This is a genomic window from Streptomyces sp. H27-H5 (assembly GCF_026627505.1).
Classification (GTDB): domain Bacteria; phylum Actinomycetota; class Actinomycetes; order Streptomycetales; family Streptomycetaceae; genus Streptomyces.
In genome coordinates, this window is sequence record NZ_JAPNLK010000088.1 from 1 (window position 1) to 16,707 (window position 16,707).

Annotated in this window: 21 protein-coding genes; 4 read left to right on the forward strand and 17 right to left on the reverse strand. The window is 67.4% G+C overall.

The window, feature by feature from the left end; translation table 11 throughout:
* Positions 1-158 precede the first annotated feature (158 nt).
* A complete protein-coding gene (locus OTB19_RS32630) occupies positions 159-488 on the forward strand; it encodes a hypothetical protein (RefSeq protein ID WP_267802301.1) in 330 nt (109 codons plus the stop codon).
* Here the strand turns inward: OTB19_RS32630 and OTB19_RS32635 are convergent.
* The 6 genes from OTB19_RS32635 to OTB19_RS32660 are packed head-to-tail and all read right to left on the reverse strand — an operon-like array spanning position 485 to position 2,565.
* Entirely contained in the window at positions 485-715 is a 231-nt protein-coding gene (locus tag OTB19_RS32635; protein WP_267802302.1) for a hypothetical protein, read from the reverse strand. The genes OTB19_RS32630 and OTB19_RS32635 overlap by 4 nt on opposite strands.
* Positions 712-1,158, reverse strand: a complete 447-nt coding sequence (locus OTB19_RS32640; protein WP_267802303.1) for a hypothetical protein — start codon at positions 1,156-1,158, stop codon at positions 712-714. The genes OTB19_RS32635 and OTB19_RS32640 overlap by 4 nt, the downstream gene beginning before the upstream one ends.
* Positions 1,155-1,394, reverse strand: a complete 240-nt coding sequence (locus tag OTB19_RS32645; protein WP_267802304.1) for a hypothetical protein — start codon at positions 1,392-1,394, stop codon at positions 1,155-1,157. The genes OTB19_RS32640 and OTB19_RS32645 overlap by 4 nt, the downstream gene beginning before the upstream one ends.
* On the reverse strand, positions 1,391-1,798 hold the full coding sequence (locus OTB19_RS32650) for an HK97 gp10 family phage protein (RefSeq protein ID WP_267802305.1): 408 nt from the start codon (positions 1,796-1,798) through the stop codon (positions 1,391-1,393). Before OTB19_RS32650 ends, OTB19_RS32645 begins: the two co-directional genes overlap by 4 nt.
* Positions 1,791-2,204: a DUF6093 family protein gene (locus tag OTB19_RS32655; protein ID WP_267802306.1), complete on the reverse strand. Its 414-nt coding sequence runs from the start codon at positions 2,202-2,204 to the stop codon at positions 1,791-1,793. The genes OTB19_RS32650 and OTB19_RS32655 overlap by 8 nt, the downstream gene beginning before the upstream one ends.
* A complete protein-coding gene (locus tag OTB19_RS32660; protein WP_267802307.1) occupies positions 2,197-2,565 on the reverse strand; it encodes a hypothetical protein in 369 nt (122 codons plus the stop codon). Before OTB19_RS32660 ends, OTB19_RS32655 begins: the two co-directional genes overlap by 8 nt.
* An 84-nt stretch (positions 2,566-2,649) precedes the next feature.
* On the opposite strand from OTB19_RS32660, the gene OTB19_RS32665 reads away from it, so the two are divergent.
* The gene (locus tag OTB19_RS32665; RefSeq protein ID WP_267802308.1) at positions 2,650-3,318 is read left to right on the forward strand and encodes a hypothetical protein; all 669 of its coding nucleotides are present in this window, start codon (positions 2,650-2,652) and stop codon (positions 3,316-3,318) included.
* 621 nt (positions 3,319-3,939) lie between these two features.
* Here OTB19_RS32665 and OTB19_RS32670 read toward each other — a convergent pair.
* From OTB19_RS32670 to OTB19_RS32695, 6 genes are all read right to left on the reverse strand, one after another.
* Positions 3,940-6,825: an NACHT domain-containing protein gene (locus OTB19_RS32670; RefSeq protein ID WP_267802309.1), complete on the reverse strand. Its 2,886-nt coding sequence runs from the start codon at positions 6,823-6,825 to the stop codon at positions 3,940-3,942.
* A 274-nt stretch (positions 6,826-7,099) separates the two neighbouring features.
* The gene (locus OTB19_RS32675) at positions 7,100-7,420 is read right to left on the reverse strand and encodes a hypothetical protein (protein WP_267802310.1); all 321 of its coding nucleotides are present in this window, start codon (positions 7,418-7,420) and stop codon (positions 7,100-7,102) included.
* Between the two features lie 58 nt (positions 7,421-7,478).
* Positions 7,479-7,676, reverse strand: a complete 198-nt coding sequence (locus tag OTB19_RS32680; protein WP_267802311.1) for a hypothetical protein — start codon at positions 7,674-7,676, stop codon at positions 7,479-7,481.
* Entirely contained in the window at positions 7,673-8,722 is a 1,050-nt protein-coding gene (locus OTB19_RS32685; RefSeq protein WP_267802312.1) for a major capsid protein, read from the reverse strand. The genes OTB19_RS32680 and OTB19_RS32685 overlap by 4 nt, the downstream gene beginning before the upstream one ends.
* On the reverse strand, positions 8,722-9,120 hold the full coding sequence (locus tag OTB19_RS32690; RefSeq protein ID WP_267802313.1) for a head decoration protein: 399 nt from the start codon (positions 9,118-9,120) through the stop codon (positions 8,722-8,724). The genes OTB19_RS32685 and OTB19_RS32690 overlap by 1 nt, the downstream gene beginning before the upstream one ends.
* 144 nt (positions 9,121-9,264) lie before the next feature.
* Positions 9,265-9,870: a hypothetical protein gene (locus OTB19_RS32695; RefSeq protein WP_267802314.1), complete on the reverse strand. Its 606-nt coding sequence runs from the start codon at positions 9,868-9,870 to the stop codon at positions 9,265-9,267.
* A 194-nt stretch (positions 9,871-10,064) separates the two neighbouring features.
* Between OTB19_RS32695 and OTB19_RS32700 the strand changes: the two genes are divergently transcribed.
* Positions 10,065-10,580 carry a hypothetical protein gene (locus OTB19_RS32700; protein ID WP_267802315.1) on the forward strand — a complete coding sequence of 172 codons (516 nt, stop codon included), beginning with the start codon at positions 10,065-10,067 and terminating at the stop codon, positions 10,578-10,580.
* Here OTB19_RS32700 and OTB19_RS32705 read toward each other — a convergent pair.
* Entirely contained in the window at positions 10,558-12,327 is a 1,770-nt protein-coding gene (locus tag OTB19_RS32705; RefSeq protein WP_267802316.1) for a hypothetical protein, read from the reverse strand. The two genes, OTB19_RS32700 and OTB19_RS32705, sit on opposite strands and share 23 nt — an antisense overlap.
* Before the next feature lie 401 nt (positions 12,328-12,728).
* Complete coding sequence (locus OTB19_RS32710) at positions 12,729-13,649, reverse strand: helix-turn-helix domain-containing protein (protein ID WP_267802317.1); 921 nt, start codon at positions 13,647-13,649, stop codon at positions 12,729-12,731.
* An 85-nt stretch (positions 13,650-13,734) separates the two neighbouring features.
* On the opposite strand from OTB19_RS32710, the gene OTB19_RS32715 reads away from it, so the two are divergent.
* A complete protein-coding gene (locus OTB19_RS32715; protein WP_267802318.1) occupies positions 13,735-13,866 on the forward strand; it encodes a hypothetical protein in 132 nt (43 codons plus the stop codon).
* A 138-nt stretch (positions 13,867-14,004) separates the two neighbouring features.
* Here OTB19_RS32715 and OTB19_RS32720 read toward each other — a convergent pair whose 3' ends face one another.
* The 3 genes from OTB19_RS32720 to OTB19_RS32730 form a co-directional block, all read right to left on the reverse strand.
* A complete protein-coding gene (locus OTB19_RS32720; protein ID WP_267802319.1) occupies positions 14,005-15,540 on the reverse strand; it encodes a terminase large subunit domain-containing protein in 1,536 nt (511 codons plus the stop codon).
* Positions 15,530-16,081, reverse strand: coding sequence for a hypothetical protein (locus tag OTB19_RS32725; RefSeq protein ID WP_267802320.1), 552 nt, complete (start codon positions 16,079-16,081; stop codon positions 15,530-15,532). The genes OTB19_RS32720 and OTB19_RS32725 overlap by 11 nt, the downstream gene beginning before the upstream one ends.
* Positions 16,082-16,199: 118 nt before the next feature.
* Positions 16,200-16,415, reverse strand: coding sequence for a hypothetical protein (locus OTB19_RS32730; RefSeq protein ID WP_267802321.1), 216 nt, complete (start codon positions 16,413-16,415; stop codon positions 16,200-16,202).
* Between the last annotated feature and the right edge of the window lie 292 nt (positions 16,416-16,707).

Consider the following 16,707-nt stretch of genomic DNA (forward strand, 5'->3'; position numbering starts at 1 on the left):
GCTCGACAGCTACATCATCAACCGCAACGAGAACGCCAAGCCCTTCCGCTGGACCTACAAGGGCACCCCACTCAAGGAAGCAGCCTGACCAACACCCCTCCACGAACTTTCGCGGTGCAGCACTAGGAACCCGCTACGCGAAGCCGGAACGGGTCGTGATGCCGATCGTCACCGCCCCGTCGGATCATGTCCCACACCTCCAGCTTGCTGATCTTGTGACTGCTGCCACGACTGCCGCAGTTTCAGGGCGGGAGGCAGGGCAGGAGCTTGTCGACGTGCTCAAGCCGCTGGCACGTCGCAACGCATACGGCTACGTCGGCGGCGCTGGACTGGTGTTCTGGCCGCCCAACCTCAACGACCTCTACTACTGGGTGCTCGGAGAGGACACTTACGTCAAGGGAGGTACGGGCCACCCCATCGGGCCCACGAACGATCCATTCGCACAGCCGGGGCGCCCCTTCCGGAACAACAGCGGAATCCCGGACTAGTCCAATGCTGCGCCCAGCAGGCGGTGTTCATGCGCACCGAGGTAGCGCACGGCGGCCTCCTCGCTCACACGGAGCTGGTCACGAAGCGCGATAACGATCAGACGACGCAGCATCACGGGATCGGTGGTGACCTCGACAGGGGGAACCGCGGGCTCGACGGCGCCCTCCGTGATCCGTTCGGATCGGATTGCCCCGTCTGCGATGTGCGTGACGTCGGGTTCGCTCATGGGCCCACTCCAGGATGCGAGGTCGTCGTACTGAGGCTGTACCGCTGTACGTACGTTACGACGTCCCCCGTGACCGTAGGGTCGGCGCCTTCATCCACGACCAGCTCGCGCGCCCAAACGGTGGCGCTGGCAACAGTCAGGGGCTGCTCCCAACCGCCGGCCGAGGTCCGTCCGAGAAACCCCCGGCGGACCCGGTCGGCCAGCCACTCGGCTTGGTCGACGCGGGCGGCAACGATCGTCACCTGATAGGTGAGGTGGGCGTCCTCGGAAGCGTCAGAGAAAGGCGCGCCGTCCACCGGGCCGCCCATCGGATACAGGACGCTGTACGGCGGCGGCGCCGGTTTGCCGTTCACCAGCGGAAGCACCCCGACCCCGCAGGGCCGGCCGGTGGCCGCCACCAGCATCGTGCGGACGGCCACGGTCACAGGGGCGCGGTCGATCACTCGGCGCCCCGCGTGAAGTGGTCGGCGGCCGGGCCTTCGATGCTGAGGACGCCGTACCGGCACAGCCCGAGAGCATCCCACTCGCTGAGCCCGGGGGTGGTGATGACCGACAAGGAGCGGTCACCGTCCGCGTCCAGGACTTCCGCGACGACCACGGCACGGGAGAGGATGCCCCGCTCGTGCCCGCCGAGGACCTCGGTCAGCACGGTCTCGATGTCTGCGGCCAGCTCGTTCACAGGGCACGCTCCACCGCTGCACCGAGCAAGCGGGCGACGATAGGACCGGCCTGCTGCATCGCGGGTCCGACGTGCGGGAACGGGGGCTGCGCGTACCGGCGGCCGAGGCTGTCCGTGCCGACGAACCCGTACTCAAGACGCCGGGCCTGCGGTGCGGTCGATCCGACCTGCGCGACGAACACGGGCCCGGCCGCATGGACTTCGGACTGCCACGATGCCCGGTAGCGGCCGGTGATCACGCGCGGGCCCGGACGGCCGGATGCCCGCTGCCGGATCTGGGCGACGAGCAGCGCGGCACTGACCCGCATCGCTGTCTCGGACTCCGACCGGAGGACAACCCCACCACGGTCCAGAGCGGCAGCGAGCGCGGCGGGGTGATTGTACGAGTCCGCCTTCTTACCCATCGGTCCTCCGGTTGTGCTGCTCCAGCCACACCGTACGGATCACCGGGAAGCTGGAGACCTCACCCAGGGTCGTCACCTCGTACGTGCGACCGCGTGCCTGCTCGTCCAGAGACTTGACCACCAGCACCGTGTCGTGGTCTTCGAGCTCGGGGGCCGCAAGAGGCAGGATCAGCTTGTAGCCGGCCCGGACCTCTTCCAGCCATGCCCCGTCCCGGCCGCGCGAACGGATCTTCTCCTGTTGCGGGTAGAGGCCAGCCCGGCCCTCGTACACGACCAGGGGCGCCGCCGGAGCGAGTGCCCCCGTTTCCGGGTCGAGGATCTCCTCCCCGGCGGCCCGAGTCACCTTGACCCAGTCCGGCATCATGTGCCGCTCCAGAACACGGCTGACACTCAGCTGATCAAGCACCGGCCGCCCACTCCTTCAGCTGGGCGAGCAGCCCGCGGGTCAGCTCACCCGGTTGACCATCAAGGTCATCGCGGGCGAACACAGCCTCATCCAGCTTCCGGGCGTCGACCGCGTTGAGGAATTCGATCACCACATGCTGGAGATCCGCCGGCTCGGCCATGACCTCTGCCAGGCCGTCGAAGCCGAAGCCCTCCCAGCCAGGCGACAGATAGAGGGTGATCTCGGGGCCCTCATCGACGGTCTGCGTGATCCGGTACGCATCCACGGCCGCCGCCACGTCCTGCCCATCGACCTCGATCACGGCCGGTCCGCCCGGGCGGGCAGCAACACGGACACGTCGGGCCTCATCGAAAACGCTCATGATTCGGAGCCTAGGTGTACGAGACAGACGCCCAACCTGGCCAAACCACCAACCTGACAGCGGTCACCCCGGCATCCTGGCGACGTGAAAACGGAACACCTCATCGCGCTCTGGGCCATCCCCGCAGGGGTTGTCGGCACGATCATCGGCACTGTCCTCGGCGCCCGACTCACCGCACGGGCCGTCAGGCACAGGGACGAGCAGATAGCCCGTGACGAACTCGAACGACTGGCAGACGAGTTCGCAAACGCCGTCCTCGCAATTCGGATCACCGGCCACACCAGCGACTTCCTGTGGAACGGTCGAAACGCAGTCCTTAAGACGATCCTCATGGCCGGCACGCAGTTCGCCGCCGGAATGCTGACGCCGACCCGAACCGGAGCCGCCGCGATCTCCGAAGGCTCCGCACGGGCCAGCGCCCTGATCGCCTTCATCGACGGGAACCGCAACCAGGCCGCCACCGAAGTCGCCACCGCCCTCAAGCACGCGATTCGCTGCTCCATGCCCCTCGCCCGACACGAGCACCCGGACGTCGCCGCCACGACCGACGCCGTCCTCGACGCAGTGCTCCACCACCGTAGCCAGCCCGTCCTGGACAACCGACTCCGCGCCTTCCGCAACGCCGTGCGGACGGCGGCAACACCGCCTCCTTCGCAGTGGCGCCGCGCAGCCCGTTCGGTACGGGCGCGATGCACCGCAACGGTCACTTACGTGCGGACCCGTCTCAGGCGCACTCCCGCCTCTGCGCCGTAGCCACCAGTACACGCCGCCCCTGGACCGTCACGTTCGCTGCCGTAGCGTGAGCCACGTCCATTAATCAAAGCTGGCTGCTGTGCTTATCGGACCCGATGCCCCGCCCTCGCCCGAGGAGCGGGGCACCGCCATTTCTTGCCACGGAGCGCCTCGTGCTGACTGTTTCCTCTTCTGCCCATTACGGCCCTCCATGACCGCCAGCGCGGCGCGGCGGGACCACGCGGAACTAGCGTTTCGGTCAAAGAACGGCCGCCGGGATCGAACCGTCCACCCGGGGGCACGAGAGCCGCATGACTCTCCTCCTGCTGTTCCTGCTGCCCCTCGGCCTGGCCCTGGTGCTGGTGGCCACCCGTGAACCGCACCACCGCGGCTGGCAACGCGAGGGCCGTTGATTGAGCGCACGTTTCTCGGCTTCGCCAGGAGTAGGCCCTCCTGCAGAGGCTTTGATCGTCAAGTCCAGGATCGCGACGAGGACGTGATGCCCGGATCCGCGTCCCGCCGAAGGGGTCCGGGCAGCCCCAGAACCCTTGGACTCCTGCCAGGTAGGCATGGCCTACGTCCTTCAGGTGCTACGCCGACCGCCCCGCCTGCCGCCAAGGGCGTGTTGACCATTGCTCTTCGTCACTGCTTCGGACGAATCGGGCGCGCAGGCCGCCGTCCGAATTGCGGCGGAATCTGAGCGGTGGTGAGTAGCGATGTCTGCCCTGCGCACCAGTCGGCGAACCAGCTAGGTACGGCTCCAGTCCCCTTCAGGGCGTGTAGTTCTCTCATGCTGAACGGCTCTGCTCCCGAGATGACAGTGCGTCCTGGGCCGTTGATCCGTGTACTGATCGCCCGGTCGAACCATGGTTCTCCATGGATGAAGGCGACATGCTTGTGAAGAGGGTGGTGGGCGGGCGCCGTCACTTCGAAAAGTGCGCAGCATGCCCAGATGAAGGCGTCGCGGATATCAGGATTCTGAGCAGCCTCGGCAAGCTTGTCGGGTGCCAAGACGGTGGTCTCCTCCCCGAGGCGCGCAAAAACGGTGCTGAGGAAGGTGCCGTCAACCTGAGGCAGGCCAGCTCGCATTGATGCGCCAAAAGCCGCTGTGATCTTGCCCGCGTCGTGGAACCCATCGCCTTCGGCGAGAAGTTCTTCCATGTCCAGAACAACCGGCCCGGGGACTGTTTCGCCGAATGCTTGGAATCCCAGAGTCCACTCCCAGGCGTCGGGAAGTTGGTCTGGCTCCACCAGCGCGTTGCGCAGCAGGTATGCCATGAGGGGAGGGTCCGGAAGCCGCGTGATTCCCTGGGTCACTTCGTACATCTGCTGTTCCCACTGCGGATCGAACATCGGGGTTTCTCCGCTCCAGTAGAAGCGCGCCCACCTGACGAGGGCTTGTAGGGCATGGCGCGGTTCTGCGCGGAGTTTGGCTATAAACCTGTCCCTCGGGTCTCGGGAGAGTTCAAAGACGGCCATCGCGGTGTCGCGGCTTGCTTCCGGCGTGCCCGCAGCCCAGGCGACCAAGAGGGCATCGAAGATGGCATCCGTCGATTGGGGGGGCAGTGGAGCTGCGTTCATCACGCGCAGACACAGTGAAAGGTACTTCGCGGAGGCCTCGCGGCTGCTGTTTTTGGACCTCTGCATCAGGCTGAGGACGACATCGCGTGCGCCGCCGTCATATTTCACGTCGGCGCACTGGAAGATCACGTCCACCAGCACGGAGCTCGCGTCCCGATCGTAGGCGAGGACCATCTCTTCGACTACCTCGTCGAGTGTTCGCGCACGCCGCACGAGGGCTTCCGCTGCGAAGTACTCCATGAAGGTGCGGTGCGTGAAGCCAAACAGTCGGTGGTCGACGGAGTCCGTGCCCTGATAGGAAAGCAGCCAGGCTCGGTCCGCGCAAAAATCCAGGAAGTCCTGAGCCCGGTAGCGGGCGTCGACCTCGTTGACCGAGGCCGTGTCCGTGAAGAAGGTGGCGATCAGCTTTCTCAGCTGCCCTTCTTGCACGCCGGCTTGGGCCGTCTGGCTCTTGTAAAAGAAGAGCGCAAGTTCCTGCATCAGGCGGTTGCCGTAGTCCCGGTGGTCTATCGGCTGCTCGATGTGGCGCATGGCGTCCCATCGCTGGAACAACAGGTCGGCACACTGCTCGTACACGAGGCGGCGATTACGTGGGATGTACCCGCGGGCGCGGTACAGGGCGCACAACAGCGAGAGCATGAGGGGGTTCGTTCGAATGTCGGGAACGTTCTCCGTTTCCCGCATGAACGCCAGACGTTCCTGCTCGGATCGTTCCGTAGCCGCGAACCACTTCTCCGTGTACTGGCCGACCTGCTCAAGAGAGAAGTCGTCCAGCTCAAAGATGTCGAAGTGCTTTGTGTCGAATGGGGCCTTGTTGTATCCGACGCGCCGAGCCGTAACGAGAATCGGTATGAGTGGGAATCGGTTCGCGAACGCCTCGATGGTCCGCACGAAATTCATACGGCGGCCGATGTCGACGATCTCATCGATACCGTCGAAGATCACGAAGGAGCGGCCGAGGGTAGCGAGGTCTCCGACAACTTCCTCTGAAACCTCCAGTTGCAGATTCTCACGCAGCGAGCGGGTGATCGCCGACAGGATGTATGCGGCCCCGTTGGGGACATCCTTGCAGGCCACCACAAGAGGGGCGTAGGCAGTGCCCGAGCCGGAACGGGAGAGCTGATGGACGAGATTTTGCGTCATAGTGCTCTTGCCGACACCCGGATTGCCAAGGACTACACACCGTGGGCGCCCCAGGGGTGAAACCAGGAAGGAGTCGTCATGGAATTCATCGGAACCGCGCTTGTGGAGGTTCCGCTGCACATATAGCGCCTCGTGATCGAAGCGGGACGTCTCACTGCCGGGACTGAAGGTGTGGGCGAGGTTGAGTTCGGCGTACCGACGTTCCGATGCGGCTCTGATGTCAGCCAGCACCTCACGTGCCTGCTTTACTCGTGTCGATGATCCGAGAATGTCGACAATGTCTCGAAAGGCAACGTTGGGAGGAGCGTCGCCACCTGCCACCTGAGGCGCGGCTCCGATGTAGGCGGTGACCTTCTCCAGGTCGGCGGCGCTGAGCGTCGCGGTGATGCTGTCATCACGCGGGAACACGCTCTCCATGTAGGACACAGCGAGCCGCCAGAGCGCGTCTGCGAGCCCAGACCAGTTGTAGCCATGCTCGTCGCAGAAGTCTTCCGCCCGGGCCGTGAAGGTATCCTCGTACTCCGTCTCAAGCGACGCCAGTGCGTCCTGAGACCTGATACCGAGCCTTGCAATGAAGAGGAACTGCGACAGCGCGACGATTTCCGGCTGTTCGAGGAATTGCGATACCTGGGCTACCTGGTCCTGGGTCAGCAGAGCTACCGTCTCACCCGCGCCATCTTTGAGGAGAAGACCTCCACGCTCGTCGGACTCCTCCGACCAGATGGCAGGCGGAGTATCTCCCGTCACTGGGGTTGACGACCTCGACACGAACGCCGCTGCAACGCGTCCGATCACGCTGCCCACAACTACTGGCTCCACTGATGCCCCCTCCGCGCGGTCCGTTTCACATCTTCGCAGAAGACATGTCGCGGCTGTGGCCCTTACCTGTCCGCGAGGCCAGACGAACGGCACTGCATGGGCTGGTCTTGGTCGGGCCACAGCCTGCGGGCTCGGTGGCGATGTCTGGGCGCGGGCCGTCCGAGCAAGGACTGGAAGCCAGGCACGCGATGCGGTGAGGCTGTCCAACTGAAAGTGGCGTCGAGGTGCCCGGTGAGATTCATGCTCGGAAGGGCTCAGCTCACCGTCGGGGACGGCTGGTCAACGGCACCGACACGAGGGTCTCCGGCATCCCCGGGACAGGATCGTCCGGCGCTGTCTGGGTGTCGAGCTGGTTCAGCCGGCGTTCGAGGGCCGCCACATTGGCCGAGTGGTCGATCGTCGCGACTCCGTTGACGGTCACGCGCAGCGGCTCGGAGAGCAGGGCAGCGATTCGCTCGCTCAGCACTTCACCCGCGACGGCCCGCGCACTGCCGAGCTGGTCGTATCTCTGGGCGAGGTCGACGGGGTCGGTATCGGGACCTAGCTGCGAGATCAACCACCTCAGGGTGCCGCTATCCATGGTGCTCCTCTTGCAGGTGAAGGGGCGGGGAGGAGTGTGGACTCCTCCCCGCCGGGGACTATGCCAGCGTCTTGCGCGCGGGCTTGGCCTTCGGCGCTGGTTCGTTTTCCCAGCACTTCGGGTTGGTGATCTGGTCGGCGATCTCCGGGTCCGTGACTTCCGTTCCAGGGGTGAGGACGATCGGCGTGCGGTCGACGGGGTCGAGGACGTGGACGGTCGCGGCCAGGACGCCGAGCGCCCGGAGGGCGGCGCTCACAGGACCGTCGCGGTGATGTGGCAGTCCGGCGCGGCGAGGACCGGCATGGCGACGGCGGCCCCCTTCGTCCACACCTGGACCGGGTCATCGGTGGCATCGCGGGTGATGACGATGCCCGGTGCCTCCTCGCGTTCGATCTGCGGGTCGGTGCCGCGGGACAGAGCCAGGGACTCCGCGGTGGTGCCGTACTGGGTCTGGCCCCACTTGGCCCGGTCCGGCGGCAGGAGGATCCACTTGTCCTCGGGGAGCACCCGCTTGGACACGTCGTCCTGCCAGACCTGCGCCTTGTAGAGGGTGATCGGCGGCAGCCCGTACGTGCCGCGCACGCTGTTGACCTGCTCGGGGGTGAGGACCGAGGTCGGGAGCTGGCCGCCGAGCGGGACGCCGTGGTACGCGGCCCGGTAGGCGGCGTTCCCCGCGAGGTGAGACCAGGCGCGGCGGGAGGTGAGGACCAGCTCGGGGGCCGGAGCGCCGATCGAGTCGAGGTGGTCGATCCACCGCAGCTCGTCCGCGAGCGGGTCCGCGTCCGGTGAACTCCACGGCTTCGGGGCGGTCGGCATGTTCGCGGCCGGTACGCCGTAGTCGACTTCGACCGTGAGGCCGTTCTCCCCGGCCAAGCTGAACTTGCCGTCGACCAGAACATCACCGGCGGCGAGTTCGAGGCGGGAGCGGATCGCTTCGACGTGGCGTTCCACGTCGTCGTAGAGAAGCTCGATGAGTCGATCCTCATCCGCGCCGCGCGCCGCGTCCAGGAGGAGCTGCTCCATTTCGCCCACCAGGAGCTTCTGGCCCAGCGCGGGCAGAGTGCCCTCGGTCTGCGTGGCCTCGGCCTGACGCTTCGCGAAGGGCACGCTCGTGTCGTAGGCGCGGTACGACGCCGTGTTGACGCGCCGCTTCGAGTTGCGGATGCGCCACTTCACGTCCTGTACCTGCGTCTCCGCGAACACGGTCTGCGTCAGGAGGAAGTCACCAGGGTTGGGGATGGAACGGGCGTAGACGGTCAGGTCCGCAACGCTGACGTTCTTCAGGAGGTCGGAGATGCTCATCAGCTCACCGCCAGGAAGCGCAGCTGCGCGCCGGCCGGGTTCGCGGTGATCTTCGACGGGTCGATACCGCCGGGGATCTTCGCTGTCTTCACGGTGCCGTGCCAGAGCAGGGCCGCCGGGATCTTGGTGGTGCCGGGGGTGAAGGCGGCCTCGGCGTAGACGAGGCCGGCGAGGACCTGACGGCCGTCGGTGGCCGCCGGGTCGTACGCGCCGTACAGGCCGGACGCGGTGATACGGCCCACGGGCACGCCGGAACGCACGAAGCCGTGGGGGCCGGTGGCGGTGGGCTCGACGTAGTGGATGGACTTGGTGAGCTTGGTCAGGTCGAGGGTGATCGTCTCGGTGGAGTCGGTGCCGTGCCGGGAGGCAAGCCAGTCCCGGTCGGCAGTGACGGTCACAGAGGTCGTGTACGGCTGGATCAAGCCGCTGTCTCCTGTTGCGATGGAGGCGACACGCACTCACCCTAAGCTAAGTGGTGGAGCGGTCCACGAGGAGAAACGGGGCGTGGTCCCCGAGCACGAGCCGTCGAAGCTCGGGCAGGTCTAGCTGGACGAGGGGACCAGCCCACGGCGGCGGGCCATCGCGAGCCCGGCCGCGCCAGGCTTCGAGGTCTGGCCGCCCGGGCGGGGCGGGGGCACGGACGCCGGAGCACCCCCCGGCGCGGGCGGGACCGGAGCAGGTCCGGGCGATGCGGGGCCGAACAGCTCCGGCCGTCGCTGCCGAAGGTCCTGTGCGGCCTGCGCCAGCGCGGCGTCATCGGCGTCCTCGGGAGCGCGCAGCAGCACCACGGCATCGTCCAGGCCGGTGCCGGCCGCGCCGAGACCGGCAAGGGCTGCGCGCTTGACGGCTTCTCGCTCCCGGGCAATGGCCTGCGCCTCACGCTGGCCGGCGGCAGCCTCCCGGGCGGTCAGCTCCTGCTCACGGCGCTGCACCTCGGTGAGCTGCTGCTTCTCGGCCTCCCTCTGGGCAGTAACGAACTGCTCCAGCTCGGCCGCCGACGCGAAGCCCAGGCGGTCCACCAGTGCGCGGGCACCCGCACGAGCGCCCTGATCCTTCTCGCGGGCCATCAGATGCTGAAGCTGCTGCTGCCCGAACGTGACCTGCGTGTCCGGGGAGTTGGACGGGTCCTCGGAGGACGCGCCCAGCACGGGGAAGATCGGGCGGCCGTCACGGCGAAAGCCAAGTACAGCCGTCGGAGAAGGAAGGATGCGGGACATCAGGGCGTGACTCTCCTCGACGTCCCCGCGCCGAGATCGAGTCTACGGACCCCAACGCGACGCTTCTCCTGGAGCCCTGACTCCCCCTCCTGGCAAGATCAACAGCAAAGCGATCAGGGGGCGACATGGAAGACAACAAGGTCTCGCCGGACAAGGAGCCACAGGGGCGACTGGGTGGGTACAGGAACGCGATCGTGGCCGGTGCGGCCGTCATGGCGGTCGGCGTCGGCATCGCGGCATGGCAGCCCTGGCTGGACCGAGACCCGTTTACGGCGTACCAGGTGGGACTGCAAGAAGCCCAGTACACGGTCCCCGGATCGTCGCCGGGGACCTGCGTACGGATGGCTGCCTCCGAGGAAGAGCGCGTCATCTACGACGAGGACGGCGAGCGGCTCGCGGCTGGTCGAGACCCCAGGGAAGGCGAAGTGCTGGGGCCGGAGTTCGGAGAGTTCGCGGGCGACTGCCTGTTCACCTCCCCCATAGACAACGTCCCCGGTGGAAAAGGCACTTACGTCGTGCAATGGGGAGGCGGCACCCGAAGCAAGTACTCGGAAGAGGACATGCGTGAGTCAGCCAAACTCCAGAAGGAACGGTTCAAGACGAAGCGAAAGTCGGACTTCAAGCCCTCTCTGGAGGACTGACCTCCTCGTCCCTCCCCGGTTGAGACGAACGGGCGTCCTCGGCCGGGGAGGCGGCAGGGCGTCGCGCGGTGATCCGCTCAACCTCCTCGCGGGCATCCTCGATCGGATACCCGGCGTCCTGCAACATTCCCACCCCCGTCTCCAGACTCAGCACGCAGGCACCCACCCCGCGCACCACCTCGTCCAGAACCGCACTGCGGTCGGTCGGGGTGTGCGGACCGAACGCGAGCCGGACGGGCGGAGTCGGACCGGTGGCCCACCCCTCCGCCTGCCCGGCCTGGTGGATGCGCTGCACGAGCTTGAACAGCAGCGCGTACTTGTGGGCTCGGGCCAGGCGCATCGCGTCGACGAGGGAGTCCAACGGGCCCAGCGACAGCTGGAGGGCGTAGCCGGACGGCACGTCGGAGGGGTCGACCGTGCCGAGCGATACCGCGGGCAGCCGCGCGTTCACCGCCGCACGGTCGCGGATCTCTTCCACCCTAGACCGCAGTTCCGCGAGCTGCCCGGAGGTGTCCAGGACATCCATCCGGCCGCCGTCCGCGAGCTGGAAGATGGTTCCGGGGGACACGGCCAGCGGTCGCGGCCGCCCCGTCACCCTGTCTACCTCGGCGCGAGCCCCGGCAAGACCGATGATCGGGGCGCCCGTGGTGGCTGAAGCCCGAGCCGAGTCCGTGTCGGTCTCCGCGAGCTCGTCCAAGACCTGCATCACGGTGGCCAGGGTGGATTGTCCGAAGTGCTCACCGTCGGCCACCGTGTTGCTGATGTGGACGAGGGGGAGGAAGTCAATGCGTAGATCGAGCCTGTGCAGCACCTCACCGTCGGAACGAGTGCGGAACCGGGCCCGTTCCATGGACAGGTCATCCAGGCTCTGGCCGTGGCGTAGGTCATCGAGGGACCATTCGGCGTCCGTGAGGTAGCAGGTGATGCCAGTTGGCCGGTCCGGGGCCCACGGGTACCGGCGCTCGATGGCCCCGTTGTCCGCCCGGGACACATCGCCCGCCTCCAGTGGACGCCCGCCGGTGCCGTCAGTTACGAGGCCCCGGCCAGCTGATCCGTCCTCCAGCGCGTGGGGTCCTGCGGCCACGATCGGCCCCAGCTCGTAGGTGATCCTTCGGACCCGGGCCTTCGTACCCTGCTGGGGGTCTTCGGGGATCTCCCACGCCAGGTGCACCCGCTGCGGGTAGTCGCCCGGGTCTGCATCTTCCTCCAGAACGGGGAAGTAGAAGCCCGGATCGTAGGTGCGCAGCCTGACCCGGCCCTTCTGCGGGTCCCACGCCAGGAGGTACACGGCATCCCCGAGCAGGACGGCCTTCCGCTCGGCTGCCTGCATCCGGAGCGGAAACAGCTCGGCCTCCGCCCAGGACCGCAGCCGTTGCTGCACGTCGGACGCCGCCAGCGTCTCCGGACTGGCGTTCTCATCTCCCGCGTGCTCTGCACCGGCGACGACGATCTGCTGTGACTTGCCGAGGAGGTGAGCGAGGGTGGTGTCCACGAAGGCGGCTGCGTCGCCGAACTCCCGCCGCTCGGCGCCAGAATCGTTGCCTGTGAGCGCGGCCAGTTCGCCAGCCTGATTCGCGTCGTAGGCGGCCAGAACTTTGTAGGCGGCCAGCCGCCGGACTGCGTCCTTCGGCAGCCAGGTAGCTTGCGGCGCGAGTCCACGATGCGGACGCCCATCGGAAGTCGCCGCCATCATCGGTTTGTAGTTCAGCCACGACCAAGCGTCGGACACGAATGTGCTTAGGCCCATGGAGAAGCTCCCTGATGGCCCCGCGCCGATTACAGCTTACGGGCGAACACGGGCAGCTCTGGGCGCAGCAGGTGCGCCTCCAAGGATCCGAGGCTGTCCCGTCGTGAACACCGAACGGACAGGCGGGGCGAGCCTGCCGCCGAGGCATGTGATTCGGGCGAGGAGGGCGCTGATGGTTTTGCCGTTGAAGCGGCGCACGCCGGCTTCACTGCCTTCCAGAGTGCCGGGATGACCTCTCGGGGCAGGTCGGAACCTTCGCTTGCAGGGGGAAGCTGACGCGGCCCCGACGCCAGAGCGCGGAATCGGGGGCCGCGGACTGCACCGGCCCGACGTGGGGGTCCAAACCAGTGCACATGTCACAGGGCCCAACGCGCCGCCCACCCCCAAGGACACGTTCCGAGTCACCGCACACCGGCTCCCGCCGCCTGAGAGGGGACGCTCCTCGATCCCGAACTCAGGGGTGTCCCGTCGATGTGCGACTTGATGGCGTCGGTGATGAACCGGCGGGTGTGGTCAGGGTCGAGGGCCTGGCCTTGGAGGTGGTCATACATCGCGCCGTAGGCCTGCACGTCAGATGGTTTCTCCAGGTAGAGATCGCTGGTGAACCGCTCCAGATACACCACCCCTGCCTCGGGTCTGTCGGCGGACCTCAGGATGGAGAACTGCCCCGTCAGGCCCGGGTGGGCCCCCACCGCGCAGGTGAGGACCTGCACTGTGACGTGCGGCTCGGCGCCGAGCGCGTTCAGGTGCTCCAGCTGCTCGCGCATCACGTCGGGAGAGCCGACGACACGACGCAGAACCGACTCGTCCAGGACGACCCACAGGCGCAGCGGGCACGCCGGGTCGTAGATTCGGTGCTGCCGGCGCAGTCGCGCCTTCAGACGCGCGGCCGCCTGTTCGACCGTGAGCAAGGGGATCGTTTCCTCAATGACGGTCTGGGCGTAGGCGGGGGTCTGCAAGAGGCCGGGGATCAGCAGGGGCTCGTAGGTGTGGATCGAGGAGGCGTCCATCTCCAGGCCGATGTAGGCGCTGTTCGGGAGGTCGTCGTAGGCGTGCCACCAGCCCGGCCTGCCGGATTCTCTGGCCATCTGCATCAGCGAGTCGATGACCTGCTGGTCCCTCACTCCGTACATCGCGCACAGATCGCGTACATCGCGGGGGTTGGCGGAGCGGCGGCCGTTCTCCAGGTGACTGATCTTGGGTTGGGAGACCATGAGGCGCTCGGCCACCTCGGTGCTCTTGAGCCCACTGGCCTGACGGAGTCGGCGCAGCTCCGCCCCCAGACGCCGTCTCCCGACGGTGGGATTGCTGTTCGCCACCATGGGCGGGCTACCTCCGGCCTCACGTCATCGTCCTGGTCCGCAGATTGCCACGAAAAGGGACTTACAGATCACGTGCCATGCCGTCGTGCTGAACATCGGCAAGGTCCGGGCCCGGAAGAGCCTCACCGAGCCGGAGACATCCGAGAACCGCCGGGCAAACGGCCCCGGCAACCAGCAACAGGGACATCTTTTTGAACGGTTCGCAAGACAGGACTGACCTGCGGCGACCCCGGCGGCAGAGGACCCCTGCGGCACCGCAGGGGTCCTCTCGCCGTTCAAGATCATTCACATTGATACTGACTGTTCCGTTGGTCCCCGGGCTCAACTTGGTTCCGGTGATTGACCACTGAGGGCGTTACCGTCGCCCCGAGAGCCGCCTGTCCCGGTAGTCGGACGACGCGGGGCCGCTGCGCTGCGGGTCGGCGAGCTCGGTCAGGCCGTGCACGGCGGCGTCCATGCGGTCGGGGGAGTCCATGCCCGCAACCCAGGTCACCATCTGCTGCTCCAGGGTCGGCCATTGCCCGACATGGTGCACCCGGCCCTGTTCGTACAGCTGGGCGATCGGCTCCGCGCGCAACCTCTTGCCGTGCTTCGCCGTGACCGGGAGCACCGCGGGCATGAGCATGTTCTGGGTGCGCTGCTCACGCTGGAGTTCCTGCCATGCCTGGTGAAGGATCTGGCGGCTCATGTCGCCGCCGTAGTTCGCCTCCACCACGATGGCGTCGGCGCGTAGCTCGATCGCGAGCAGGCATGCCTCCCGTCCCCAGGCGTCCGCGCCACGGTTGCCGGAACGGTCGTCGAGGACGTACAGGTGCCCTTCTGCGTCGCGGGCTGCGGCGACGATGCCGGTTTCGTCGCCCACTGCGGACTCGCCGCCGGCCGGGTCGACCGCGACCACGATCCTGCTGAGATCGATGCCGCGAAGCTGCGCGGCGCTGATCCGGTTGTCGGTAATCCATGCCCAGTCCCAGACTCCGCCGTCCTGTGGGCGGGGCTGCTGCTGGTAGAGGCTCCACCAGACGCGTTCGCCCACGGATCGGCGGATCTCGGCGAGGGCGGCTTCGTCGTACCGCTGCGGCCAGAGGGGGCCGCCTACCGGCCTGCCGAGCGCATCGTTCTCGGACAGGGCGAGGGCGGGCAGGTCGATGTGCGTCCATCGGCTGCCCTCGTCGGCCAGGACACGGCCGGCGAGGTCGTCTTCGTCCCATCGGGTCTGGATGAGGATGACGGAGCCACCCGGCTCGATGCGGGTCAGGAGGACGGCCTGCCACCACTCCCACAGGCGTTTGCGCATGGTGGGCGAGGACGCTTCGGCGGCGTCCTTGATCGGGTCGTCCACGACCGCCAGGTGCGCGCCCTTACCGGTGAGGCCGCCGCCGACACCGGCTATGACGGCGCCGCCCTCGGTGCCCAGCAGGTCGAAGCGGTTCGCAGCCGAGGATCCGGGCCGCAGGGCGATGCCGATCTGGGGGCCGTAGGTGAGGATCGCGTCGCGGATCCAGCGACCGTGGTCGTCTGCCAGGTCGGAGGAGTACGAGGCGATCATCACCCGGTGCTCCGGGCGGCGCCGCAGGTACCACAGGGGTGCCCATCGGGCGGCCCGCCGGCTCTTGCCGTGCCGGGGTGGCATCGTCAGCAGCAGCTTCGTCGGCACCCCGGCCGCGACCCGCTCGAAGGCGGCGTCGATCAGCCCGAGGTGGGGGGCCTGCATCTCCCGTTCTTCGGTGAGGACGGCCGCCATCGCTCCGGGAGAGCGATCCATTGCCAGCCCGCGCTCGATCTGGGCGAGCCGGGCACGGAGTTGCGGTGTGGAAGCTGCGGCGATCTCGCGGCGGCGCGACGCGGGGAGCGTGCGATACAGCTGGAGGACCGCAGCCTCGTCAGGCCTCACCGCCCTCGCCCGCGTCGCCCGCCAGGGCGATGAGCCGCTGGAGTTCTTCGAGCCCCGCGGTTTCCACCTGGACGGCGCCGCCGTCCGGGCCGGAGACCTCCGTGCGAACGGGTCGGTTCAGCCCGAGGAGATGGCTGCTGCGCTCGATGATGCGGACGGCACGGTCGACGGCCTGAAGATCGCCGGTTCGGATCGCGGCCCGGTACACGCCGAAGAACAGGCGCTCCAGCCGCTCCGCCATCAGCTTGCGCAGTTCATCGGTGCTGTCGTCCAGCGCGGTGCCGCGCTCGGCCAAGGCCTTCGAGACGTCCTTGCAGGCGAGTTCGATCAGACGGCCGTCGCTGGGCGGCTCCAGTCCCTTGCGGTACGCCTCGATGCCGTACCCCTGCGGGTAGGCGACACCGTCGCTGTTGAGCGACGGGTCGGCGGCGAGTTTCCGGCCGATCGTCAGCCAGTCGATGCCAGCGAGCTTCAAGTCGATCGCGTCGGTTCGGCGTTGCGTGATCGCTGCACGCTGCGCCCGGGTGGGTCGGCCGCCCATGAACGTCTCCCTGGGCCCCGCGCCACCCCTCCATGATCCTGTAGTGGGGGCGATGCCCGTGCTGGGCCGGGGAGAGGCGCGCCCCGGGCCGGGAGGGTGCCCGGCCCGGGGGCGGCCGCTAGTGCTGGGCCAGGGTCCACTTCCTGAGGCGGTCCACGATCTCCAGCAGGGAACGCCGGGGGCCGGGGGAGAGGAAGCCGAAGGAGGCGAAGGAGGGGACGAGCGCGATCACCACGAGCAGGGCGGGGATGATGCGGACGACGACGGTGAAGAAGTCGATGACGAGCCGGAGCGTCTTGGCCTGGGTGAGTACGTCAGCAAGGCGGTCGAACAAGGTGAGATCTCCTCGAAGCGCGAGCGGGCTCACTTGGTATCCGGCCGAGGGCATAGGTCTCCCTGGGCGGTGCCCCTCCTCTGGAGGTGCGACCAAGCGATGAATGCCCGCTGGCCCGCGTCTGCGAGTCAGCGGCACATTTTGTGCCGGCTCATTCCTTGCTCCTTGGTTCTCTTGCTGCCGAGCAAAACCTGACGGCCAAGTTAAAACCTGGCGGCCGTAGAAATTTACGGTCCGCCAGGTTGGCACGCAAGGGCTAAATCAAGCTGGTGGCTTGATCTTGTTGTTTCCA

Bases quoted from the DNA above. Each gene is read 5' to 3' on its own strand.
- OTB19_RS32630 (WP_267802301.1), top strand. From the start codon at position 159: ATGCCGATCGTCACCGCCCCGTCGGATCATGTCCCACACCTCCAGCTT.
- OTB19_RS32635 (WP_267802302.1), bottom strand. From the start codon at position 715: ATGAGCGAACCCGACGTCACGCACATCGCAGACGGGGCAATCCGATCC.
- OTB19_RS32650 (WP_267802305.1), bottom strand. From the start codon at position 1,798: ATGGGTAAGAAGGCGGACTCGTACAATCACCCCGCCGCGCTCGCTGCC.
- OTB19_RS32660 (WP_267802307.1), bottom strand. From the start codon at position 2,565: ATGAGCGTTTTCGATGAGGCCCGACGTGTCCGTGTTGCTGCCCGCCCG.
- OTB19_RS32675 (WP_267802310.1), bottom strand. From the start codon at position 7,420: ATGGATAGCGGCACCCTGAGGTGGTTGATCTCGCAGCTAGGTCCCGAT.
- OTB19_RS32685 (WP_267802312.1), bottom strand. From the start codon at position 8,722: ATGAGCATCTCCGACCTCCTGAAGAACGTCAGCGTTGCGGACCTGACC.
- OTB19_RS32700 (WP_267802315.1), top strand. From the start codon at position 10,065: ATGGAAGACAACAAGGTCTCGCCGGACAAGGAGCCACAGGGGCGACTG.
- OTB19_RS32705 (WP_267802316.1), bottom strand. From the start codon at position 12,327: ATGGGCCTAAGCACATTCGTGTCCGACGCTTGGTCGTGGCTGAACTAC.
- OTB19_RS32710 (WP_267802317.1), bottom strand. From the start codon at position 13,649: ATGGTGGCGAACAGCAATCCCACCGTCGGGAGACGGCGTCTGGGGGCG.
- OTB19_RS32725 (WP_267802320.1), bottom strand. From the start codon at position 16,081: ATGGGCGGCCGACCCACCCGGGCGCAGCGTGCAGCGATCACGCAACGC.